Genomic DNA, 22,007 nt, shown 5'->3' on the forward strand with positions numbered 1-22,007 from the left:
ATTTCCAACGCCGGGCCAAGCCCCGTGCGAAACGACGCCCGCCGGCGGCAGGTCAGGCTCGGCGCCGGGCCGCCAGCGCGTCGCGCACCCGCGCGTCGTCGAACCGGTGGCGGCATACCTCCGCCCCGTCCAGCAGCAGTACGGGCACATCCTCGTCGTAGCGGGCAACGAGTGTCGGATCCGTGTCGATGTCGACGTAATCGACCGCGATGCCGAATTCCGCCGCCACCGGCGCCAGTGCGTCGCGCAGGTCGTCGCACAGGTGGCACCAGCCGCGGCCGTAGAGCGTGAACATCGGCGCGTTACTTCTGGCGCGGCCGCACGGGCACGAACTGCGTGTTGTCGCCACGCCGCACCAGCACCGCGACCGCCTTTTGCGGATCGAGCTGAGCGGTCACGTCGGCGAACTGCTTCGCGTTCGCGATGTCGGTGTCGCCGACGCGCAGCACGATGTCGCCGCGCTGCAGCCCCGCCCGGGCGGCCGGGCCGTCGACGCCGTCGATCTGCACGCCGTTCTTCAGCTTCAGCGTCTTCATCTGCTCCGCCGTCAGGTCGCTGACCGTCAGACCGAGCGAATTGGTCTGGCGCGGCTTCTGCGGCGCATTCTTGCGCTGCTCGGCCTTTGCGGTCGTTTCGGCCGGCGTTTCCGCGATCGTGATCGGCAGATCGCGTGCCTGACCCTTGCGCCATACGCTGACCGTCGCCTTCGTGCCGGGCTTCGTGTCACCGACCATGCGCGGCAGATCCGACGCCGCATCGACCGAACGGCCATTGAACTTCAGGATGATGTCGCCCGGCTGGATGCCCGCCTTGTCGGCCGGGCCACCCGGCTCGACGCTGCTGACGAGCGCGCCCTCGGCCTTCGGCAACCCGATCGAATCGGCCACGTCCTTCGTCACCTCGCCGATCGCCACCGCGATCCGGCCGCGCGTGACCTTGCCCGTCGCCTTCAGCTGGTCGGCCACGCGCATCGCCTCGTCGATCGGAATCGCGAACGAGATGCCCATGAAGCCGCCGGTACGGCTGTAGATCTGCGAGTTGATGCCGATCACCTCGCCCTGCATGTTGATCAGCGGGCCGCCCGAGTTGCCGGGGTTCACGGCGACGTCGGTCTGGATGAACGGCAGGTAGTCACCCGTATTGCGGCTCTTCGAGCTGACGATGCCGGCCGTGACCGTGTTGTCGAGGCCGAACGGCGAACCGATCGCGACGACCCACTCGCCGACGCGCACCTTGTTCGAATCGCCGATCGCGACGACCGGCAGGTTCGACGCCTGGATCTTGACGACCGCGACGTCCGTGCGATCGTCGACGCCGATCAGCTTCGCCTTGAATTCGCGCTTGTCGGTCAGCGTCACGTAGATGGTGTCCGCATCGTCGACGACGTGCGCATTGGTCATCACGTAGCCGTCGGCCGACACGATGAAGCCCGAGCCGACGCCGCGATTCTGCTCGGTGTCGGGCGGATTGTCCGGCGTCGGCGCGTTCTTCGGATTGCCGCCGCCATTGCCGCTACCGTTGCCCGGCGCCTGCGGCAGCGGAATGCCGAAGAAGCGGCGGAAGAATTCCGACATGTCGCCGTTGTCGAAGCCCGGCGGGAGCATGCCGCGCGGGCCGCTGCTCGTCGGCACGTTGGCGGTGGTCCGGATGTTCACGACGGCCGGCCCGACCTTTTCGACCAGGTCGGCGAAGTCGGGCAGACTGGCAGCGGGAGCCGTCACCGCAAATGCGGTATGCGGCACGAGCGGCAGGCAGGCAGACAGCGCCGCCGCTGCGAGCCATTTGCGCAGCGTGAGTTTCATCATGTCGGAAGCCGTAGCGTTACTTGGAAGCCTTGTATTCTATGGCAGACGCGAACTGCTGCAACGTAGCCGGCGGCACTTCTCCGAGTACGGTGATCCAGTAGTCGCCACGGCGCTTCACGAGAACGTTCGTTGCACCGGTGCTGCCCGCGCCTTCCTTGCGCGTATTCTTTTCGGCCGGCTCGATGAAAACCGAGATCGTCGCGAGACCGTCGGTGAAGACGGCCTGATCGACCGGGATCGGCGGCTCGCCCGCGTCGCGCGCGGCCATCGGCCGGCGCACTTCGCGAATCTTCTGGAAACCCGCCACGCTCGGGGCGAGCTGCCAGCCCTGCGCTTCCATGTCGACCGTCGCGACCGGCGGCCGCACGACCGTCCAGCCGCTCAGGTTGCGCATGCCGGCCGCGATCGCGGCCTTGTCGCCGCTTGCACCGCCCGTCTGCAGTTGCGAGAACGCGATCTGCTCGAGCACATGATCGTTCGCATCGAGCGTCTGCGAGCGCAGCAGCAGCCCCGTGCGCGCGTCGGCCCACAGCTTGTACGTGAAGCGGTACGCATCCTTCGGCACGAGTTCGACGACCTGCGCATCGATCCCTGCCACGCGGTCCTTGCCGAGCAACTTCGCGTCGTAGACGGACATCACATGCTCGCCGCTCGCACCGAGCAGCGCGGGAAACGAGTCGCGCGTCTGACGGCGCTCGACCACGCACAGCTTGCGCTCGGGCACGAACGTGTACAGCTCGTCGTTATGTCGCAGCAGCTTGCGCGGCTTGCCGTCGAGCGTCTCGATGCGCTCGAACTCGCCGTCGCGGGACGCGACGTGCGCGATGCGCGACGACTGCACATACCCGCCGCGCTGGTAGACGAACGTGCCTTCGTAGCTCTGCTGCTGCGCCGCTTGCTGGACGCGGTCGAGCCAGTCGGCGGCACCCTTGCGGGTCGCGACGGGATCGTCCGGTTGCTGGGCGCTGGCAGGAAGGGATTGAACGGACAACAGGGCGGCTGCGCAAAGCAGGAGGGCCGGCAGCCGCTTCCATCCGGAGATGGCGTGATTCAACTGCAATGTCCGCATCGGGTTTATTGGCCTGGCGTGGTGGTCACGGCAGCGCGGATCAGCGGCATCGAACCCGTGACGACGGGCTGCTGCGCGAATTGCTGGTGCGCTTCAAGATATTGGTCGAGGCTGGCGTCGCGGATGATGTTGACGTCCTGCAGGCCCGGCTGGGCCGATGCCTGCGCAACCGTCACGCGCTGCAGGTTGCCGCCTTGCGGCGCACCGGCCGATGCGACCTGGACGGCGCCCGGGGCCCCGGCCGTCTGCATTTGCGGGACGACGATCCACGTCAGCGTGGCCGCCGCGGCAGCGACCGCGAACGCGGGCACGACGCGCCGGCGCAGCGACAGCAGCTTGCGCGCGACGGGTGCGGCCACCGGCGCGAGCAGGTGCGGCTCGCTTTCGAGCGCAGCCGACATGCGCGCAGTGAACGCAACGCTCAGCGCAGGCGACAGCGCAAGCTCGTCCGAGCGCAGCGCATCGCCGATCAGGTGGTAATGGGCCCACGCAGCGCGATCCGCGCGGTTGAGCTCAGCCAGAAACTGCCCGTTGTCCGGGCCCTCGAACATTTCGCCGTCGACCAGCGCGGAAAGGCGCTCGCCGCGCGAGCACGCCTGCGACTGCGTATTGACCGACCCCATGATGCTCCCCATCTTGCACACCCCGTCGTGACTTCACGACTCTAACCGTAACTAGACCCCGACCCGCGTCGCTCCGCCTGTCGCGCTTACCAGCGCTTGCCTTCGGGCGTATCGAGCAGCGGACGCAATTTGGCAGCGATTGCCTCGCGTGCGCGGAAGATCCGCGACCGGACCGTCCCGATCGGACAGCCCATCATTTCCGCGATCTCTTCGTAGCTCAGGCCCTCGATCTCGCGCAACGTAATTGCCTGGCGCAGTTCTTCGGGCAGCAGAGCCATGGCAGCGTTGACCGTCTCGGCAATCTGCTTGCTCATCAACATCGACTCAGGCGTGTTGATATCCCTTAGTTGGTCTGCGTCGGAGAAAGTTTCCGCTTCCTCCGCATCGGCCTCCGTCGAGGTCGGCGCCCGGCGGCCTTGCGTCGCAAGGTAGTTCTTCGCCGTGTTGACGGCAATTCGGTACAACCACGTATAGAACGCCGACTCGCCGCGGAATTGCGGCAGCGCACGGTACGCCTTGATGAACGCGTCCTGGGCCACATCCTCGACCTCGGCGGGATCCCGCACGAGGCGCGAAATCAGCCGAATGATCTTGCGGTGGTATTTGGAGACCAGGAGTTCGAACGCTGCCTTGTCGCCCTTCTGTACGCGCTCGACCAGAGCCTGATCGATTTCTTTTTCACTCACCTGACAAATCCGTTAACTAGGGATGCAACGCGGAGCGCTATTGTAGCGTTCCCGCGCCGGCCGCTGGTTACGGTAGGTAACCGTGCCGCCGTCAAACCCGCCCCGCCGCGCCCGCCGTTCTCGCCAGCACGGACAGCGCGCTGAACGATGCGGCGTCGAGCGCATCGGCCGGAATCAGCAGCGGTCGGGCCCGCCGGGCGCCCTGCCCGACCGACAGCACCAGCAGCAGGCTGCTCCAGTGCGCATGCCCCGTCACGCGGCCGCGAGCCAGCAGGCGCCCGGTGCGGCCAAACGCCGCGACTTCCCCGAATGCGTCGATCTGCAACTCGGCCGGCAGCCGGCGGCCACAGGCCCGCGCAGCGCACACGGCCAGCAGCGCGGCCGTCACGGCCGACACGCCTGCGCCGGCGGCCGCGCCCGCGCGCGGCGCCCAGAACAGGTAGGCCGACGCGGTAGCCGACGCGACGAACACGGCCAGCACGAAATACGACACGGCCGAGGCCCGCAACGCAAAGCGTTGCGGGCGCCCGGCCGGAGCGTCGAATGGACTCGTCAAGCGATTGCGGCGTCAGACGCGCTTGAACACCAGCGTGCCGTTGGTACCGCCGAAGCCGAAGTTGTTCTTCACGGCAACGTCGATCTTCATGTCACGCGCGGTGTTCGCGCAGTAGTCGAGATCGCACTCCGGGTCCTGGTTGAAGATGTTGATGGTCGGCGGCGACACGTTGTTGTGCAGCGCCAGCACCGTGAACACCGATTCGAGGCCGCCCGCGCCGCCCAGCAGGTGGCCCGTCATCGACTTCGTCGAGTTCACGACGATCTTGTACGCATGCTCGCCGAAGGCCGCCTTCACAGCGTCGGACTCGTTCTTGTCGCCCAGCGGCGTCGACGTGCCGTGCGCGTTCAGGTACTGGACCTCGTCCGCGTTCACGCCGGCGTCGCGCAGTGCCGCGACCATGCAGCGGCGCGGGCCGTCCATGTTCGGCGCGGTCATGTGATACGCGTCGCCCGTCATGCCGAAGCCCGAAACTTCCGCGTAGATCTTCGCGCCGCGCGCCTTCGCCGCTTCGTATTCCTCGAGCACCATCACGCCGGCACCCTCGCCCAGCACGAAGCCGTCGCGGTCCTTGTCCCACGGACGGGATGCGCTGGCCGGATCGTCGTTGCGGGTCGACAGCGCACGCGCTGCCGCGAAACCGCCGATGCCGAGCGGCGACACGGTCGATTCGGCGCCGCCCGCAACCATCACGTCGGCGTCGCCGGCCTGGATCAGGCGCGCTGCGAGGCCGATGCTGTGCAGGCCGGTCGTGCAGGCCGTCACGGCCGCGAGGTTCGGGCCCTTCAGGCCGAACATGATGCTCAGGTGGCCCGAGATCATGTTGATGATCGAACCCGGCACGAAGAACGGCGAAATCCGGCGCGCGCCGCGATCGACGTAGGTCTGGTGGGTATCTTCGATCATCGGCAGGCCGCCGATGCCGGAGCCGACCAGCACGCCGATGCGTTCCGCATTGGCTTCGTTCACTTCCAGCCCGCTGTCCTTGATGGCCTGGACGCCGGCGGCGATGCCGTAATGGATGAACGTATCCATGTTCCGGGCTTCCTTCGCCGGGATGTACTCCTCGGCGCTGAAACCCTTCACTTCGCCCGCGAAATGGCAGGCGAGGTTCGACGCATCGAACTTCGTGACGGTGGCGATACCGGACTTGCCGGCGACGAGATTGGCCCAGCCGTCGGCAACATTATTGCCAACAGGCGAAATCAGCCCCAGGCCTGTAACAACAACACGACGGCGGCTCACGGTAACCTCTTTTCCATTATTGGATGACAAAAACAAAAGCCACAGTGGCCACAGGAACCAGCCCTGCGAGCCCTGTGGCTGTTAGTCCGTCCGGCGCGAAGCCGGCAGGATGGCGCGTCAATCGCGAAGATCGCGGCGACGTGGCGGACAAGCGCGAAAGGCGCTTATGCCTTGACGTTTGCGCGAGCGTAGTCGATCGCTTGCTGAACGGTCGTGATCTTCTCTGCTTCTTCGTCCGGGATTTCCATGCCGAACTCGTCTTCCAGAGCCATCACCAGTTCGACCGTGTCGAGCGAGTCTGCGCCCAGGTCGTTCACGAACGAAGCTTCGTTCTTGATCTCGGCTTCCGCAACGCCCAGTTGTTCAGCGACGATCTTCTTGACACGTTGTTCGATGTTGTCCATTACCCCTCCGAGGGAAAGTTCAGATTTACAAGTGCGCGCATTTTATCAGGTTTGCTGACGCCAAAACGCGCGTTGGCTTGATGGTCGATCAAGCGCCGATCCGCCTGAAAAACGGGATACGGCGCGGATGGTAAACGAAAATCGTTACGACATGTACATGCCGCCGTTCACGTGCAGCGTCGTACCGGTGATGTAACCGGCTTGCGGCGATGCGAGGAACGCGACGGCATGGGCGATGTCTTCAGGGCTGCCGAGGCGGCCGAGCGGAATCTGGGTCTTGAGCGCGGCTTGCTGTTCTTCCGGCAGCGTCTTCGTCATGTCGGTGTCGATGAAGCCCGGCGCCACGCAGTTCACGGTGATGCCGCGGCTGCCGATTTCACGCGCAAGCGCACGCGTCATGCCCGCCACGCCGGCCTTCGCAGCCGCGTAGTTGACCTGACCCGGGTTGCCGGCCGAGCCGACCACCGACGTGATGTTGATGATGCGGCCGCCACGCGCCTTCATCATCGGGCGCAGCACGGCGCGCGACAGGCGGAACACCGACTTCAGGTTGGTGTCGATCACCGCGTCCCAGTCCTCGTCCTTCATGCGCATCGCGAGCTGGTCCTGCGTGATGCCCGCGTTGTTGACGAGCACGTTCAGCGCGCCGAATTCCTTCACGGTCGCGTCGATCAGCGCCTCGGCGGCTGCCGCGTCGTTGACGTTCAGCACCGCGCCGCGGCCCGTGACGCCCGCTTCCGCGAACGCCGCGGTAATCGCAGCGGCGCCCGATTCGCTCGTCGCCGTGCCGATCACCGTCGCACCCAGGCGCGCGAGCTCGAGCGCGATCGAACGGCCGATGCCGCGCGATGCGCCGGTGACGATCGCAACCTGTTTATCGAGAGTCTTGTCCATGAATCGAATATCCGTCTCTTGAGAAAAGGCGCCGCGTCAGGCGGTCACCAGCTTGAGCGCTTCGTCGAGCGAAGCCGGATCGAATACCGATGCGCCCGTCAGGTTGCCGTCGATGCGCTTCGTCAGGCCGGCGAGCACCTTGCCCGGACCGCATTCGATCACGTGCGTGACGCCCGTGCCGGCGACGTGCTGCACGCACTCGACCCAGCGCACCGGGCCCGCGGCCTGGCGCACCAGTGCATCCTTGATCGCAGCCGGATCGCTGACCACGGCGACGTCGATGTTGTTGACGACCGGAATCTGCGGCGCCTTGACGTCGACGTTCGCAAGATAGTCGCGCAGTTGATCCGATGCCGGCTTGAGCAGCGACGAATGGAACGGCGCCGACACCGGCAGCGGCAGTGCGCGCTTCGCGCCCTTCGCCTTCGCGATCTCGCAGGCCTTTTCGACCGCGGCCTTGTTGCCTGCGATAACGACCTGCGCGGGGGCATTGAAGTTCACCGCTTCGACGACGCCCGCTTCCGCGGCTTCGGCGCAGACTGCGCGCACCGTATCGTCATCGAGGCCGAGGATCGCGGCCATGCCGCCCTGGCCGACCGGCACGGCCGTCTGCATCGCCTGCGCACGGAAGCGCACGAGCGGCACCGCGTCCTTGAACGCGAGCGCGCCTGCAGCGACGAGCGCCGTGTATTCACCGAGGCTGTGGCCGGCGACGATCGACGGCGCCGGACCGCCTGCCTGCTGCCACGCGCGGTAGCACGCATAGGCTGCGGTCAGCATCACGGGCTGCGTGTTGGTGGTGAGGTTCAGCTCTTCGGCCGGGCCTTCGGCGATCAGCTTGCCGAGATCCTGATTGAGTGCATCGGACGCTTCCTGGAGCGTCTCGCGCACGACGGCCAGATCGGCGAATGCGTTGAGCATGCCGACCGCCTGCGAGCCCTGCCCCGGAAATACGAATGCAAATTTCATATCGTCCCCAATTGAATCGATTCGGACGACGCGCACGAATGGCGCGCCGATGGGATCCGCGCGCAGCCGTCGCGCGCCGCGGATCAGTAGCGGAAGACCGACGCGCCCCAGGTGAAGCCGCCGCCGACGCCTTCGATCAGCACGTGCTGGCCGCGCTGGATGCGACCGTCGCGCACCGCGGTATCGAGCGCCAGCGGGATCGACGCGGCCGACGTATTGCCGTGCTGGTCGACCGTCACGACCATGCGCTCCTGCGGCAGGCCGAGCTTGCGGCAGGTGCTGGTCATGATGCGGATGTTGGCCTGGTGCGGAATCAGCCAGTCGATCTGCTCGGGCGCGAGGTTCGCCTTCGCGAGCGCCTCGATCGCGACCTTCTCGAGCACGTTGACCGCGAGCTTGAACACGGCCTGCCCGTCCATGTACAGGAACGCGCTGCCTTCGATCACGCCGCGATTGACGTTGCCCGGCGTGCAGAGGATGTGCGAATAGCTGCCGTCCGCGTGCAGCGCGCTGCCGAGCACGCCCGGCTCTTCCGACGCGGACAGGATCACCGCGCCCGCGCCGTCGCCGAACAGCACGCAGGTCGTGCGGTCCTTGAAGTCGAGAATGCGCGAGAACGTCTCCGCGCCGACGACGAGCGCCGTGCGGTGCTGGCCGCTGCGGATGAAGCTGTCGGCCGTCGCCATCGCATACGCGAAGCCCGAACACACGGCCTGCACGTCGAATGCCGCGCCGCCGTTCTTGATGCCGAGCTTGTTCTGCAGCAGGCACGCGGTGCTCGGAAACACGAAATCGGGGGTCGAAGTCGCGACGATGATCAGGTCGATCGACTGCGGATCGATGCCGGCGGCTTCGATCGCGCGACGCGACGCCTCGAGCGCGAGATCGCTGGTCGTGACGTCGGGTGCGGCGAAATGGCGCGCATGGATACCCGTGCGCGCAACGATCCATTCATCGCTCGTCTCGATGCCTTCCTTCGCAAGGCGATCGGTCAACTGCTGGTTCGTGACGCGGTCAGGCGGCAGGTAGCTGCCCGTGCCGAGCACGCGGGAATAGAGAGTCGATTGGGCCATTTATGCTTTAGAGGATTGCGCAGCGGGAGGTTCGGCGTGATGGCCTGCGGCGGGGCTTGCATGGCCCGCACCGCCCGCGTCGTGCTCGCCTTCGCCGAGCGACACTGAATTATCCGCCATCGCGCGCGTGAGGCGCTCCAGCACGCCGTTTTTGACGGCATCATACCCGCGTTTGATCGCCCACTCAAACGCGTAGGCGTCGGCCGAACCGTGGCTCTTGATCACGAGGCTTTTCAGCCCCAGCAGCGCCGCGCCATTGTACTGGCGGTGGTCGACGCGCTTCTTGAAACGCATCAAGACAGGCAGTGCAAGCAGCGCCATCAGCTTCGACATCAGCGAACGACCGAACTCCTCGCGGATGATGTCCGACAGCATCTGCGCGAGCCCCTCGGACGTCTTCAGCGCGACGTTGCCGACGAAGCCGTCGCACACGATCACGTCGACCGTGCCCTTGTAGATGTCGTTGCCTTCGACGTTACCGCGGAAATTGAGCGTGCTGGCGCGCAGCAGTTCGCCTGCGCGCTTGATCGTCTCGTTGCCCTTGATCACCTCTTCGCCGATGTTCAGCAGGCCGATCGTCGGACGTTCCTTGCCTTCGAGCGCCGCCACGAGTGCGTGCCCCATTTCCGCGAACTGCAGCAGGTGCTGCGGCTCGCAGTCGACGTTCGCGCCGAGGTCCAGCATCATCGTGTAGCCGGTCGGGTTCGGCAGTGCGAACGCGATCGCGGGCCGCTCGATGCCGGGCAGCGTCTTGAGTACGTAACGGGAAACGGCCATCAGCGCGCCGGTATTGCCGGCGGAGATGCAGGCCTGCGCCGCGCCTTCCTTGACGTGGTTGAGTGCGACGCGCATCGAAGAATCCTTCTTCTTGCGCAGCGCCACTTCGACAGGGTCGTCCATCGCCACGACTTCGGTGGCGGGAACGATGGTCAGCGCGGGATCGTCGAGGGCTTTCAGCTTTTTCAGCTGAGCGCGGATCGCGCTTTCGATGCCGACGAGCATCAGGTGCGCATCGGGATGCGCGCGGACGAACTTGACTGCCGCGGGAACGGTCACGGACGGGCCGTGGTCGCCTCCCATGCAATCGATTGTGAGCTTTACGGTCATGGAATGCGACGAATTTCAGGCACAAAAAAGCGGCAGTTGAATGCCGCCTTTTTGTTGAGCCAGGAAAGTGTCAAGCGAACCAGTTGTCACGCGAACGGCAAGCGTAGCGCGCAACGCGTGACTTGACGCTTAGTCGTTCTTCGTCTTGACGACTTTCTTGCCGCGGTAGTAGCCGTTCGGGCTGACGTGGTGACGCAGATGCACTTCACCCGTGCTCGGCTCGACTGCCAGCGGCGCTGCCGTCAGGAAATCGTGCGAACGATGCATGCCGCGCTTCGACGGCGACTTCTTGTTTTGCTGGACTGCCATGACTAACTCCTAAATAATTTTCCGGATTCTAACACAGCCCGATCCGGCGCTTAACTACCCTGGCCCAAAGCCTTTACGCCTTCCCGCGCCACAACTGCTTAGTGTTTCTTGGTGCCGTCACCGTCCTTCTTCAGCACTTCCAGCGCTGCGAACGGATTCGGCCGTTTGCCTTCGTCCCCGGCTTCGTCGGACTCTTCGTCCGTCTCTTCCGCGGGACCGCTCGCACCCGACACGAGGCTTTCGTGAACTGCCGGGCAAACCTCGTGCTTGGGCACGAGCGGCAACGAAAGCAGCAATTCCTCTTCGATCAAGTCGACGAGATCGAACTGGCGTGAGCCCACGATCACATCGGCTTCATCGTCGTCGAGCGGAAATTCTTCAGCTTCTTCTTCGGTCGCGACGACCCGGTACGTCATGTCGACGTCGAACGCCTGGTCGTACGGGGTCATGCAGCGCTGGCACGTGAGCCACGCATCGCCGTGCACCGCAAGGCGCAGATACGGCTGCTGCCCATCGGCGCCGTCGTCCTGCAACTCCTTCTGGGTGAACCCTTCCGCCTGCCATGTGAAGACCGTGTCGCGATCTGGCGCGTCCGCGGGCACTTCGTTTAACATGCGCGGCAATTGCGAGAGGCGCACCGCACCCGCTGCCTGCCGCCCGCTGCGGGCGAACTCGAACAGGTCGATTGCATGCGGATCAAGCGCCGCAGCCGGTTTGCCAGAAGAAGTGTTCATATGCGCTCCTGCCTACAGGCTGACTTGCGAATCCGGCTTGGTACCGCTCGCGTACGGCTCATCCGCGGATGACGTACTTTACTTCCAAAGACCCGGCAGGCGCCACCACAACGGAAGCCTGCCGACGAAAAGCGGGAAAGCATACCTGTTTTACCTTTTGCGGTCAATCACTTAAGCTTGCGTCCGCGCAACGCCACACCACACCTGACGACTCACCGATCCAACCGACCATGCCGGATACCGTTTGCCGCCCGCCGCGGCTGATTCTTGCCTCCAGTTCACGCTACCGCCGCGCGCTCCTCGAGCGCCTCGGCCTCCCCTTCGACGTCGTGTCGCCCGACCTCGACGAAACCCCGCACGACGGCGAAACGCCGGCCGCGACCGCCCTGCGGCTCGCCGGCGCGAAAGCGCGCGCCGTCGCCGCGACGATCGACGCGCCCGACGGCGTGCTCGTGATCGGGTCGGATCAGGTCGCGACCTTCGACGGGCTCCAGATCGGCAAGCCCGGCACCCATGAGCGCGCGCTCGCGCAACTCGTGTCGATGCAGGGCCGCGAAGTCGAATTCCACAGCGCGCTGTGCCTGTACGACAGCCGGACCGGCGAAGCGCAGGTCGAGGACATCGTCACGCACGTGCGCTTCCGCTCGCTGCCCGAGGCCGAACTCGACGCGTACCTGCGCGCCGAAACGCCGTACGACGTCGCCGGCAGCGCGAAGTCCGAGGGGCTCGGCATCGCACTGCTCGACGCGATCGATTCGAATGACCCGACCGCGCTCGTCGGCCTGCCGCTGATCACGCTCACGCGCATGCTGCGCGCCGCCGACTATCCGTTGTTTGCAATCACCCGTGGAGACCGCGCATGACCGCCGGCACGCTTTACCTCGTCCCGAACACGCTCGGCGAAGGCGACGAATCGATGCTCGCGGCCGTCCTGCCCGCGGCCGTGCAGGCGCGCGCCGGCACGCTCGGCTATTACATCGGCGAGAACGCGAAGACGACGCGTGCATTTCTGAAGAAGATCGGCACGACGCGCCCGATCCAGGAAATCGAGATCAGCGAACTGAACGTCAACACGCCGGCCGGCGCCATCGATCGGCTGCTTGCGCCCATACTGGCCGGTGCGGACGCCGGCCTCGTGTCCGAAGCCGGCTGCCCGGCCGTCGCCGACCCCGGTGCGTTGCTGGTGCGCCGCGCGCACGAGCGCGGCGTGAAGGTGGTGCCGCTCGTCGGGCCGAGTTCGATCCTGCTTGCGCTGATGGCATCGGGCCTGAACGGCCAGAGCTTCGCGTTCAACGGCTACCTGCCGGTCGACGCGGCCGCGCGCGCCAAACGCCTGCGCGAACTCGAACAACTGTCACGCAAGGCGCGCCAGACGCAGATCTTCATCGAAACGCCGTACCGGAATCAGGCGATGCTCGACACGCTCGTCGCGACCTGCGCACCGTCGACGCAGATCTGCGTCGCGGCCGACCTGACCCTCCCGACCGAGACGATCGCGAGCCGTACCGTCGCGGACTGGAAAAAGGCGCCTGCGCCGAATCTGCACAAGCGCCCTGCGATCTTCCTGCTGCTGGCGAACTGAACGCGGCAGGCGATCCGCCAGAGCCAGATGAACGGCGGGCCATCGCGGCCCGCCCGCCTCCGGTCAGCGCAGGCTGACTGACGCGCCGCCGGCCGTCAGCGCCTTCATCGCGGCGCCGCCGACGGCCGCGCCGAACTTGCGCGCGACGCGGTTCGTCAGGCTTTCCTTCACCGTATAGTCGACGAGATCCGGCGCCTTCAGCACGTCGCGCGCGACCGTGTCGGTCGTGCCGTAACCATCCGCCAGCCCGAGCTCGACGCTCTTCTCTCCGGTCCAGAACAGCCCCGAGAACATGTCGGGCGTCTCGTGCAGCCGCTTGCCGCGGCCATCCTTCACGGCCTTGATGAACTGCGCGTGCACCTGGTCGAGCAACGCCTGCGCATGCGCGTCCATCTTCGGCGTTTCCGGCGAGAACGGGTCGTAGAAGCCCTTGTTTTCACCCGACGTATGCAGGCGCCGCTCGACGCCGAGCTTGCCCATCAGCCCGGTAAAGCCGAACCCGTCCATCAGCACGCCGATCGACCCGACGATGCTCGCCTTGTCGACGAAGATCTTGTCGGCCGCGGACGCGATGTAATAGCCGCCCGATGCGCACATGTCGGTCACGACGACATACAACGGTTTATCCGGATGCTTCGCGCGCAGCCGGCGGATCTCGTCGTAGACCATCCCGGCCTGCACCGGACTGCCGCCCGGGCTGTTGATCCGCAGCACGACACCGACCGTGCCGTCGTCGTCGAACGCGGCGTCGAGCGCCGTGTTGATGTCGTCGGCGTTTGCATTGACGCCGGCCGCGATCTCGCCGTCGATCGTCACGAGCGCCGTATGCCGCCCGCTCGACGAGAACTTCGAATCGCTCGAGAAATCGATCAGCGCGAACGCGAACAGCACGAATACGGCGAGGAACGCGAAGCGGAAGAAGATCTTCCAGCGCCGCGCCGCGCGCTGCTCCTTGACGGCCGCGAGCGCGATCCGCTCGAGCGCGGCACGCTCCCAGTTCGGTTCACGGCTATCGGGACGGGAGGAAGAATCCGGGGAATTCGGTTGGTCGGCCATGCAGGATTGTCGTTAGTCGGTCGTGGCGGGAACGGCGGGACGCAGGTCGGCGTCGGGCACCCAGAATACCGCACGCCCGTCGGACGTGTCGCGCTCGTCGACCTCGACCGGCCGCAGGCGGCCGCCGCGGCACGGGCCGCCGACGCACTTGCCGGTGTTCGGCTCGTAGATCGCGCCATGCGTCGCGCACATCAGGTAGAGGCCCGACGATTCGAAGAACTGCCCTTCGACCCAGTCGAGCTCCATCGGCACATGCGCGCAGCGATTCAGGTAGCCGTATGCCTGGCCCTCGTAGCGCACGAAGAACACGACGGCCTGCTCGCCGCGCAGCGTCGCATTGACGCGCACGCCGGCGCCGCCGTCTGCCAGCGCCTCCGATGCGCACACGCGCACGGCATCCGGCGCCGCGCTCATGCGTGCTCCCGCAGCCACGCGGCCAGCGCGCCGACGTCCGGCGCGACGAAGCGCGGCGCGAGCGCGGCCAGTGCGTCGGCCGTGTGCGCGCCATACGCGACGCCGACGCCGGCGGCCCCGGCACTCGCGGCCATCTGCAGGTCGTGGGTCGTGTCGCCGATCATCACGGTGCGCGCCAGGTCCTGCCCCAATTCCCGGGACAGTTCGTGCAGCATCGCCGGATGCGGTTTCGAGAAGGTTTCGTCGGCGCAGCGCGTCGCATCGAACAGGCTCGTCAGCTTCGACTGGTCGAGCACGCGGTTCAACCCGACCCGACCTTTGCCGGTTGCAACGGCGAGCAGATAGCCCGTGTCGCGCAGCTCGGCGAGCAACTCGCGCACCCCGGCGAACAATTCGATGCGCTGGTCGTCGAGCAGATAGTGATAACGGTAGCGCTCGGCGAGCCGCGAATAGTCGGACGGATCGAGGGTCGGAGCCGTAATCTGCAGCGCATCGCGCAAGCCGAGGCCGATCACGTAGCGTGACGCCTCGTCGGACGGCGTGGGCAAGCCGAGATCGCGGCATGCAGCCTGGATGCTGTGCGCGATGTGCGCAGTCGAATCCATCAGCGTGCCGTCCCAGTCGAAGACGATCAGGTCAAATTGCTGTCGAGCCATGCGGTTCAGGCGGTATCGCGCAGTGCGCTGAGTTGATCGAGGAAGCGCCGGCATTCGTCCGGCAGCGGCGCATCGAACTGCAGTGCCTCGCCGGTCAGCGGGTGGGCGAGCCGCAGCCGGTAAGCATGCAGGAACATCCGTTTCAACGACGGCTGCGCATTCGCGCGCGCCAGCGCCTTGTTCAGTGCGAAATCGCCATACTTGGCGTCGCCGGCGATCGGCAGGCCGAGATGCGCGAGGTGCACCCGGATCTGATGGGTCCGACCCGTTTTGAGTTCCGCTTCGAGAAGCGCGTACTCGGGCCACAGGTCGACGAGGTTGAACACCGTATGCGATGGCAGTCCGTCGTCCTGCACCCGCACGCGGCGTTCCCCTTCCGGGGTCGAATACTTGAACAGCGGCGCCTTCACCGCGCGGCGACGGCCCCAGTCCGACTGCCATTCACCATGGACGCACGCGAAATAGCGCTTGTCCATCTTGTTCTCGCGAATCTGTTCGTGCAGGCCCACCAGCGCCGTGCGCTTCTTCGCGAGCATCAGGATCCCGGACGTCTCGCGGTCGAGGCGGTGCACGAGTTCGAGGAATTTCGCGCGCGGGCGCGCCTGGCGCATCTGCTCGATCACGCCGAACGCGACGCCGCTGCCGCCGTGGACCGCCACCCCGGCCGGCTTGTTGATGACGAGCATCGCGTCGTCCTCGAACAGCACGTCGAAGTGCGCGGGCGGCACGATGGTGGCTTCGGCACGCGCGAGGTCGGCGGCGGCCACGCGCACGGGCGGCACGCGGACGATGTCGCCGAACGCGAGCCGGTACTGCGCATCGACCCGACCCTTGTTCACGCGCACTTCGCCGCTGCGCAGGATCCGGTAAATATGGCTTTTCGGCACGCCTTTACAGACGCGCAACAGGAAGTTGTCGATACGCTGACCGGCCGAGTTTTCGTCGATCTCGATCATCGATACCTGGCCGCTTGCGACCGAATTCTGGGATATTTTGCCTAACTCGTTCATACTGAATATAATTTTGCCCAGCCTGACGTTGCGGGCGGCCTCACCGGCCGGCCCGGACCAACCGGGCAAGGCGCAAGCGCAAACCGTTATTTTACTTGCGCCGGGGGTCTGCTGCTCGCCCCTAATCAAAGAGATGCAGCAAGTTGCACGCACGGCGCCGCCCGTCGGCAAGGATCGCGCCCACAGGCGGATTCGGTCGGCAAGGCGCCGCGGTAACGGAAAGTTGGTTGAAAAGAATTTGATCGGCAGCCCGACGGCGCGAAGTGCGTCCGCGCAGGCTGCCGGTTGCGAAAATTACGGCGTTGCGCCCGATTTGGCTCCGCGAAGCGTGCGGAGCCTGGCGACGTCAAACCAGGGAAGTACACCCCAGGCGGGAAAGTCGGGCTGGATTCGATACTCCCCGCTGCGGCCCGAGCCGCAGCATCTGCCGCCCGTTGGCACGCGCGTCGCACGACGACGCGCCCCGCGGCAGTGCCCGGCCTCAGGCTTAGCGCGCTTTGACAGCGTGCGGTGTGTGGACGCCGTGCTTTGAAGCCGTGTTCGCAGGTGCCCTATGGCCGCCGGCCCCGTCTTTCGGGCCCAAGCGCCTCTTCAGGCAATTCTCCCCGCCATCGTTCCCGCTCCAGCGTGCTCGTGACAACACAACAAGGCGCGGCCTGCCGTCGTTCCCGCCCTCGCGACTGACAACCGCGAGGCGCCGCCAGCAGAGCCGCCTGGAGTCGTTCATGAAACGCATGCTGTTCAATGCGACGCAGCAGGAGGAGCTGCGCGTCGCCATCGTCGATGGGCAGAAGCTCATCGACATCGACATCGAGACAGCCGGGCGCGAACAGCGCAAAGGCAATATCTACAAAGGTGTCATCACCCGTATCGAGCCGTCGCTCGAAGCGTGCTTCGTCAACTACGGCGAAGACCGCCACGGCTTCCTGCCGTTCAAGGAAGTCGCCCGCCAGTACTTCAAGGAAGGCATCGACATGCGCTCCGCGCGCATCCAGGATGCCCTGCGCGAAGGCCAGGAACTGATCGTCCAGGTCGAGAAGGAAGAGCGCGGCAACAAGGGCGCCGCCCTCACCACGTTCATCTCGCTCGCCGGCCGCTACCTGGTGCTGATGCCGAACAATCCGCGCGGCGGCGGCGTGTCGCGCCGGATCGAAGGCGACGAGCGTCAGGAACTGCGCGAGACGATGGCGCAACTGCAGATCCCGGACGGCATGAGCATGATCGCCCGTACCGCGGGCATCGGCCGCAGCGCCGAGGAACTGCAGTGGGACCTGAACTACCTGCTGCAACTGTGGCGCGCGATCGAAGCGGCGTCGCAAAGCGGCAACCCCGGCCAGCCGATGCTGATCTATCTGGAATCGAGCCTCGTGATCCGCGCGATCCGGGACTATTTCCAGCCCGACATCGGCGAAATCCTGATCGACACGAACGAAATCCACGATCAGGCCCGCGCATTCATGGACATCGTGATGCCGGACAACGTCGCGAAGGTGAAGCGCTACCACGACGACGTGCCGCTGTTCTCCCGCTTCCAGATCGAACACCAGATCGAAACCGCGTACTCGCGCACGGTGCCGCTGCCGTCGGGTGGCGCGATCGTGATCGACCACACCGAAGCGCTCGTCGCGATCGACGTGAACTCGGCGCGTGCGACCAAGGGCGCGGACATCGAGGAAACGGCGACCCGCACGAACCTCGAAGCGGCCGACGAAGTCGCCCGCCAGCTCCGCCTGCGCGACCTCGGCGGCCTGATCGTGATCGATTTCATCGACATGGAATCGGCGAAGAGCCAGCGCGAAGTCGAGCAGCGCCTGAAAGACGCGCTCAAGCATGACCGCGCGCGCGTCCAGATGGGCAAGATCTCCCGCTTCGGCCTGATGGAACTGTCGCGCCAGCGCCTGCGTCCGGCCCTGTCGGAAGGCAGCCACGTGACCTGCCCGCGTTGTAACGGCACCGGTCACATCCGCGATACCGAATCGTCCGCGCTGCAGGTCCTGCGGATCATTCAGGAAGAAGCGATGAAGGAAAACACCGCGGCGATCCACTGCCAGGTGCCGGTCGAGGTGACCGCCTTCCTGCTCAACGAAAAGCGTCAGGAAATCAACAAGATCGAGTCGCGCTTCAAGGTCGGCATCGTGCTGATCCCGAACAAGCACCTCGATACGCCGCACTACAAGCTCGAGCGCCTGCGCCACGACGATGCACGTCTCGACGACCCGCGCGCGTCCTGGAAGATGGCCGAGGAAGCCGCCCGCGAACTCGAGTCGGAAACCGGCTACAGCAAGCGCGCGGCGGAAGTGAAGCCGAAGCAGGAAGCCGCGGTCAAGGGCATCACGCCCGAGCGTCCGGCCCCGAGCCCGGCCCCGCAGCGCCCGGTCGAACCCGTTGCCGCGCCCGCGCCTGTCGCGCCGGCTACCGGCGGCTTCATCGGCTGGCTGAAGGGTCTGTTCGGCGTCTCGCCGGCGCCCGCACCCGCACCGGTTGCTCCGGCCCCGGCGAAGGAGCAGGCAGCCCGTCCGGCTCGCGGCGAACGCGCCGAGAAGTCCGAGCAACGCGGCGAACGCGGCGGCGATCGCAACCGCAACCGTCGCGGCGGCGCCCAGCAGGCACAAGGCGGCCGCGACCAGGTCGCGGCGGGCCGTGGCCAGTCGCAACGCCAGGAGCGCGAAGGCAAGGAAGTGCGCGAACCGCGTGAGGGTCGTGAGCCGCGTGAAGGCCGCGAACCGCGCGAGGGTCGTGAACCGCGTGAAGGTCGCGAGAACCGCGAAGGTCGCGAGGGCCGTAGCCCGCGCGAAGGCCGCGAGCCGCGTGAAAGCCGTGAGCCGCGTGAAAGCCGTGAGCCGCGTGAAAGCCGTGAGCCGCGTGAAAGCCGTGAGCCGCGCGAACCGCGTGAGAACCGCGAACCGCGCGAGCGTGTCGAGCAGCCGGAAGGCGTCGAAGCAGCCGGTCGTGGCGAACGCCAGGAACGTCGCGAGCGCGGCGAGCGCCGCAAGCCGACGCAGCATGCGGCCACGCTGGAAACCGTGACCCGTGGCGAAACCCATCCGGAACCGGAAGCCGACAAGGCCGTCGCGGAAGCCCTGCCCGGCGCCGAGCTGGCAGCCGATGCGGAAGCCGGCGCGCGTGATGGCGAGGAACGTCGCCGCCGCCGTCGCGGCCGCCGCGGCGGTCGTCGCGAGCGCGAGGAAGACGGTGCAGTCGTCGACCACGCCGAGCAAGGCGCAGAAGGCGAAGTGACGGTGCAAGCCGTGACGCCGGAAGCACCGGCTGCTGCCGAACCGGCCCACCCGGCCGCACCGGCAGTCGTCGTGGCAGCCGCCGCGGCAAGCGCAGTCGTCGCCGAAGCCGTGGTCGAGCACCATGCCGAACCGGCAGCACCGGCCGCTGTCGAGCCGCAGCCGGCACCGGTACACGTCGAAGCAGCGCCGGTCGAAGCAGCAGTGGCCGCCCAGGCAGCAGAACCGGCACCGGCCGTCGATACGGAAGCCGGTCCGGCTCCGGTCGCGGTCTCGCCGACCGACGCGTTCGAAGTGCCGGCAGCACCTGCCGCCGTCGAGGCGCCGCAGCCGGCCCCCGTCGAGCAAGCCGCACCGGCCGTGACGACCGAAGCCGCTCCGGTGGCTGCGGAGCCGGCCCATGTCGAAGCCGCGCCGGTCGAGGCCGTCGCCGCACCGGCACCGGCCCCGACTCCGGCCTCCGCCCAACCGGCAGCCGCGCCCGCTTCGGCGAGCCTGGATACCGTGCTGGAGCAGGCTGGTCTCGTCTGGGTGAACACGGACGCCGACAAGTTCGCCGCTGCGCAGGAAGCCGCGTCGCGCCTCCCGCGTCCGGCTCGCGTGCCGCGCGAACGCAAGGCGCTGCCGCCGGTCGATACGGCCCCGATGCAGCAGGTCGAAACGACGCAACACTGATCGACGCATCGTCCGACCAGGAAAAGCCCGCCTCCGGCGGGCTTTTTCATGTCCGCGCTGCGGGTTTCCGCCCACCGGACCCGTCCGCCGCTTACGGCTAAAATAGAGGTCTGGTTCGCACTTCTTTCAACATGTCCCGACGCATCATTCCTCTCGCCGACGTCAGCGGGATGCCGGACGTCTCCGGCGTCGCGCACGCCCCGGACGGCACGCTGGCCGACACGTTCGCCAGGCCGCTGCGCGACCTGCGCATTTCGGTGACGGATCGCTGCAACTTCCGCTGCGTGTACTGCATGCCGCGCGCCGTCTTCGACAAGGACTACCCGTTCCTGCCGCACAGCGCGCTGCTCACGCACGAGGAAATCGAACGCGTGGCGCGACTCTTTGTCGCACACGGTGTCGAGAAGATCCGCATCACGGGCGGCGAGCCGCTGCTGCGCAAGAATCTCGAATTCCTGATCGAGCGCCTCGCCCGCCTGACCACGCACGACGGCCGCCCGCTCGACCTGACGCTCACGACCAACGGTTCGCTGCTCGCCCGCAAGGCGCGCGCGCTGAAGGACGCCGGGCTCACGCGCGTGACGGTCAGCCTCGACGCGCTCGACGATACGTTGTTCAAGCGCATGAACGATGCCGAGTTCGCGAGCGCCGACGTGCTCGACGGCATCTTCGCAGCCCAGGCCGTGGGTCTCGCGCCGGTCAAGGTCAACATGGTCGTGAAGCGCGGCACCAACGACAGCGAGATCCTGCCGATGGCCGAGCGTTTCCGCGGCACCGGCGTCATCCTGCGCTTCATCGAATACATGGACGTCGGCACGTCGAACGGCTGGAACATGACCGAGGTGCTGCCATCGGCCGACGTCATCGCACGAATCGCCGAACACTTCCCGCTCGTGCCGCTCGATCCGCACACGGCGGCAGAAACCGCGCAGCGCTGGGGTTATGCGGACGGCGGCGGCGAGATCGGCGTGATTTCCAGCGTCACGCAGGCCTTCTGCGGCGACTGCACGCGCGCGCGGCTGTCGACCGAAGGCAAGCTGTACCTGTGCCTGTTCGCGTCGACCGGCCACGACCTGCGCGCGCTCGTGCGCGGCGGCGCGAACGATGCCGAGATCGCGACCGCGATCGCCCGCATCTGGCAGGCCCGCACCGACCGTTATTCGCAGCTGCGCGGCAGCGCGTCGGCCGACGCCGTGCCCGACGGCGCCGGCAAGCGGGTCGAGATGTCGTATATCGGCGGCTGACGCACGCTGCCCATCCCACCCGCTTACCATGCCCGCTTCCGCCTCTCCCTCGATCGCCGGCCTGCTGCTCGCAGGGGGACGTGCCATACGCATGGACGGCGTCGACAAGGGCCTGCAGTTGCTCGACGGTACGCCGCTCGCGCTGCACGTGCTGCGCCGGCTCTCGCCGCAGGTCGACGAGACGCTGATCAGCGCGAATCGCCATGCCGATCGCTACGCCGAACTCGGTGCGCCATTCGACGCGCTCATCGTCGCGGACGAAACACCCGACTTCCCCGGCCCGCTCGCGGGCCTGCTTGCCGGCATGCGGGCGGCACGCGCGCCGCTCGTCGCGTGCTCGCCATGCGATACACCCTATCTGCCGGCCGACCTCGTCGCACGGTTGCAGGCGGCGCTCGACGCGCGGCAGGCCGACATCGCCATGGCGGTGACCGTCGACGCACAACAAGTGCGCTCGCCGCAGCCGACGTTCGCGCTGCTGCGCACGTCGCTGGCCGACGATCTCGCCGCCCGGCTCGCCGCCGGCGACCGCAAGGTGCGTGCGTGGTACGCACGCCACACGACGGTCGAAGTCGAGTTTCACGACGAGCGTGCGTTTTACAATGCCAACTCCTGGCAGGAACTCGCCGCGCTGGCCCGCCGCTGACGGCACCCGCGCGG

The 22,007-nt window shown here is 66.7% G+C and carries 23 protein-coding genes; 5 read left to right on the top strand and 18 right to left on the bottom strand.

What is annotated here, in order from left to right; genetic code table 11:
• Positions 1–52 precede the first annotated feature (52 nt).
• From CFB34_RS18750 to CFB34_RS18815, 14 genes are all read right to left on the bottom strand, one after another.
• A complete protein-coding gene (locus CFB34_RS18750) occupies positions 53–295 on the bottom strand; it encodes a glutaredoxin family protein (protein ID WP_089439550.1) in 243 nt (80 codons plus the stop codon).
• Between the two features lie 7 nt (positions 296–302).
• Positions 303–1,805: a DegQ family serine endoprotease gene (locus CFB34_RS18755; protein WP_089439549.1), complete on the bottom strand. Its 1,503-nt coding sequence runs from the start codon at positions 1,803–1,805 to the stop codon at positions 303–305.
• Between the two features lie 16 nt (positions 1,806–1,821).
• Positions 1,822–2,874 (bottom strand): MucB/RseB C-terminal domain-containing protein, encoded by a 1,053-nt coding sequence (locus CFB34_RS18760; protein ID WP_089439548.1) that lies wholly within the window; start codon positions 2,872–2,874, stop codon positions 1,822–1,824.
• A 5-nt stretch (positions 2,875–2,879) separates the two neighbouring features.
• On the bottom strand, positions 2,880–3,497 hold the full coding sequence (locus tag CFB34_RS18765; RefSeq protein ID WP_089439547.1) for a sigma-E factor negative regulatory protein: 618 nt from the start codon (positions 3,495–3,497) through the stop codon (positions 2,880–2,882).
• A gap of 86 nt (positions 3,498–3,583) precedes the next feature.
• Positions 3,584–4,183 (bottom strand): RNA polymerase sigma factor RpoE, encoded by a 600-nt coding sequence (rpoE, locus tag CFB34_RS18770; RefSeq protein ID WP_006490873.1) that lies wholly within the window; start codon positions 4,181–4,183, stop codon positions 3,584–3,586.
• Positions 4,184–4,274: 91 nt separating this feature from the next.
• Complete coding sequence (locus CFB34_RS18775; protein WP_089439546.1) at positions 4,275–4,739, bottom strand: hypothetical protein; 465 nt, start codon at positions 4,737–4,739, stop codon at positions 4,275–4,277.
• 12 nt (positions 4,740–4,751) lie between these two features.
• Positions 4,752–5,984, bottom strand: a complete 1,233-nt coding sequence (gene fabF, locus CFB34_RS18780; RefSeq protein WP_089439545.1) for a beta-ketoacyl-ACP synthase II — start codon at positions 5,982–5,984, stop codon at positions 4,752–4,754.
• Between the two features lie 164 nt (positions 5,985–6,148).
• Entirely contained in the window at positions 6,149–6,388 is a 240-nt protein-coding gene (gene acpP / locus CFB34_RS18785) for an acyl carrier protein (protein ID WP_004197638.1), read from the bottom strand.
• 144 nt (positions 6,389–6,532) lie between these two features.
• The gene (gene fabG / locus CFB34_RS18790) at positions 6,533–7,282 is read right to left on the bottom strand and encodes a 3-oxoacyl-ACP reductase FabG (RefSeq protein ID WP_006476504.1); all 750 of its coding nucleotides are present in this window, start codon (positions 7,280–7,282) and stop codon (positions 6,533–6,535) included.
• Between the two features lie 36 nt (positions 7,283–7,318).
• Entirely contained in the window at positions 7,319–8,251 is a 933-nt protein-coding gene (gene fabD / locus CFB34_RS18795; RefSeq protein WP_089439544.1) for an ACP S-malonyltransferase, read from the bottom strand.
• Between the two features lie 83 nt (positions 8,252–8,334).
• On the bottom strand, positions 8,335–9,324 hold the full coding sequence (locus CFB34_RS18800; protein WP_027788011.1) for a beta-ketoacyl-ACP synthase III: 990 nt from the start codon (positions 9,322–9,324) through the stop codon (positions 8,335–8,337).
• Complete coding sequence (gene plsX / locus CFB34_RS18805; protein ID WP_089439543.1) at positions 9,325–10,431, bottom strand: phosphate acyltransferase PlsX; 1,107 nt, start codon at positions 10,429–10,431, stop codon at positions 9,325–9,327. It abuts the gene before it with no gap.
• A gap of 129 nt (positions 10,432–10,560) precedes the next feature.
• A complete protein-coding gene (rpmF, locus tag CFB34_RS18810; protein ID WP_006051932.1) occupies positions 10,561–10,740 on the bottom strand; it encodes a 50S ribosomal protein L32 in 180 nt (59 codons plus the stop codon).
• A gap of 98 nt (positions 10,741–10,838) precedes the next feature.
• Positions 10,839–11,474, bottom strand: coding sequence for a DUF177 domain-containing protein (locus tag CFB34_RS18815; protein WP_089439542.1), 636 nt, complete (start codon positions 11,472–11,474; stop codon positions 10,839–10,841).
• Positions 11,475–11,704: 230 nt separating this feature from the next.
• Here CFB34_RS18815 and CFB34_RS18820 point away from each other — a divergent pair, with 230 nt between their 5' ends.
• The gene (locus CFB34_RS18820) at positions 11,705–12,337 is read left to right on the top strand and encodes a Maf-like protein (protein WP_089439541.1); all 633 of its coding nucleotides are present in this window, start codon (positions 11,705–11,707) and stop codon (positions 12,335–12,337) included.
• Positions 12,334–13,056 carry an SAM-dependent methyltransferase gene (locus CFB34_RS18825; RefSeq protein WP_089439540.1) on the top strand — a complete coding sequence of 241 codons (723 nt, stop codon included), beginning with the start codon at positions 12,334–12,336 and terminating at the stop codon, positions 13,054–13,056. Before CFB34_RS18820 ends, CFB34_RS18825 begins: the two co-directional genes overlap by 4 nt.
• A gap of 63 nt (positions 13,057–13,119) precedes the next feature.
• On the opposite strand, the gene CFB34_RS18830 is transcribed toward CFB34_RS18825, so the two are convergent.
• From CFB34_RS18830 to CFB34_RS18845, 4 genes are read right to left on the bottom strand one after another with little or no spacing between them, the layout of a single operon-like run.
• The gene (locus CFB34_RS18830) at positions 13,120–14,112 is read right to left on the bottom strand and encodes a S49 family peptidase (protein WP_089439539.1); all 993 of its coding nucleotides are present in this window, start codon (positions 14,110–14,112) and stop codon (positions 13,120–13,122) included.
• Between the two features lie 12 nt (positions 14,113–14,124).
• Positions 14,125–14,526, bottom strand: coding sequence for a Rieske 2Fe-2S domain-containing protein (locus CFB34_RS18835; RefSeq protein ID WP_089439538.1), 402 nt, complete (start codon positions 14,524–14,526; stop codon positions 14,125–14,127).
• Positions 14,523–15,182, bottom strand: coding sequence for an HAD-IA family hydrolase (locus tag CFB34_RS18840; RefSeq protein WP_089439537.1), 660 nt, complete (start codon positions 15,180–15,182; stop codon positions 14,523–14,525). The genes CFB34_RS18835 and CFB34_RS18840 overlap by 4 nt, the downstream gene beginning before the upstream one ends.
• A gap of 5 nt (positions 15,183–15,187) precedes the next feature.
• Complete coding sequence (locus CFB34_RS18845) at positions 15,188–16,192, bottom strand: RluA family pseudouridine synthase (RefSeq protein WP_039348433.1); 1,005 nt, start codon at positions 16,190–16,192, stop codon at positions 15,188–15,190.
• 725 nt (positions 16,193–16,917) lie between these two features.
• Here CFB34_RS18845 and CFB34_RS18850 point away from each other — a divergent pair.
• From CFB34_RS18850 to mobA, 3 genes are all read left to right on the top strand, one after another.
• The gene (locus tag CFB34_RS18850; protein WP_089439536.1) at positions 16,918–20,103 is read left to right on the top strand and encodes an Rne/Rng family ribonuclease; all 3,186 of its coding nucleotides are present in this window, start codon (positions 16,918–16,920) and stop codon (positions 20,101–20,103) included.
• A 131-nt stretch (positions 20,104–20,234) separates the two neighbouring features.
• Positions 20,235–21,347, top strand: coding sequence for a GTP 3',8-cyclase MoaA (gene moaA / locus CFB34_RS18855; RefSeq protein WP_089439535.1), 1,113 nt, complete (start codon positions 20,235–20,237; stop codon positions 21,345–21,347).
• Between the two features lie 28 nt (positions 21,348–21,375).
• Positions 21,376–21,993, top strand: a complete 618-nt coding sequence (gene mobA, locus CFB34_RS18860; RefSeq protein ID WP_089439534.1) for a molybdenum cofactor guanylyltransferase MobA — start codon at positions 21,376–21,378, stop codon at positions 21,991–21,993.
• Positions 21,994–22,007 lie beyond the last annotated feature (14 nt).

Source organism: Burkholderia sp. HI4860 (genome assembly GCF_002223045.2).
In the GTDB taxonomy this organism is placed as follows: Bacteria; Pseudomonadota; Gammaproteobacteria; order Burkholderiales; family Burkholderiaceae; genus Burkholderia.

Coding starts and splice junctions, on each gene's coding strand:
- CFB34_RS18815 (WP_089439542.1), bottom strand. CDS start 11,474: ATGAACACTTCTTCTGGCAAACCGGCTGCGGCGCTTGATCCGCATGCA.
- CFB34_RS18825 (WP_089439540.1), top strand. CDS start 12,334: ATGACCGCCGGCACGCTTTACCTCGTCCCGAACACGCTCGGCGAAGGC.
- rpmF (WP_006051932.1), bottom strand. CDS start 10,740: ATGGCAGTCCAGCAAAACAAGAAGTCGCCGTCGAAGCGCGGCATGCAT.
- moaA (WP_089439535.1), top strand. CDS start 20,235: ATGTCCCGACGCATCATTCCTCTCGCCGACGTCAGCGGGATGCCGGAC.
- mobA (WP_089439534.1), top strand. CDS start 21,376: ATGCCCGCTTCCGCCTCTCCCTCGATCGCCGGCCTGCTGCTCGCAGGG.
- acpP (WP_004197638.1), bottom strand. CDS start 6,388: ATGGACAACATCGAACAACGTGTCAAGAAGATCGTCGCTGAACAACTG.
- CFB34_RS18845 (WP_039348433.1), bottom strand. CDS start 16,192: ATGAACGAGTTAGGCAAAATATCCCAGAATTCGGTCGCAAGCGGCCAG.
- CFB34_RS18830 (WP_089439539.1), bottom strand. CDS start 14,112: ATGGCCGACCAACCGAATTCCCCGGATTCTTCCTCCCGTCCCGATAGC.
- CFB34_RS18755 (WP_089439549.1), bottom strand. CDS start 1,805: ATGATGAAACTCACGCTGCGCAAATGGCTCGCAGCGGCGGCGCTGTCT.
- plsX (WP_089439543.1), bottom strand. CDS start 10,431: ATGACCGTAAAGCTCACAATCGATTGCATGGGAGGCGACCACGGCCCG.
- CFB34_RS18850 (WP_089439536.1), top strand. CDS start 16,918: ATGAAACGCATGCTGTTCAATGCGACGCAGCAGGAGGAGCTGCGCGTC.
- fabG (WP_006476504.1), bottom strand. CDS start 7,282: ATGGACAAGACTCTCGATAAACAGGTTGCGATCGTCACCGGCGCATCG.
- CFB34_RS18760 (WP_089439548.1), bottom strand. CDS start 2,874: ATGCGGACATTGCAGTTGAATCACGCCATCTCCGGATGGAAGCGGCTG.
- CFB34_RS18820 (WP_089439541.1), top strand. CDS start 11,705: ATGCCGGATACCGTTTGCCGCCCGCCGCGGCTGATTCTTGCCTCCAGT.
- CFB34_RS18800 (WP_027788011.1), bottom strand. CDS start 9,324: ATGGCCCAATCGACTCTCTATTCCCGCGTGCTCGGCACGGGCAGCTAC.
- fabD (WP_089439544.1), bottom strand. CDS start 8,251: ATGAAATTTGCATTCGTATTTCCGGGGCAGGGCTCGCAGGCGGTCGGC.
- CFB34_RS18840 (WP_089439537.1), bottom strand. CDS start 15,182: ATGGCTCGACAGCAATTTGACCTGATCGTCTTCGACTGGGACGGCACG.
- CFB34_RS18750 (WP_089439550.1), bottom strand. CDS start 295: ATGTTCACGCTCTACGGCCGCGGCTGGTGCCACCTGTGCGACGACCTG.
- CFB34_RS18765 (WP_089439547.1), bottom strand. CDS start 3,497: ATGGGGTCGGTCAATACGCAGTCGCAGGCGTGCTCGCGCGGCGAGCGC.
- CFB34_RS18835 (WP_089439538.1), bottom strand. CDS start 14,526: ATGAGCGCGGCGCCGGATGCCGTGCGCGTGTGCGCATCGGAGGCGCTG.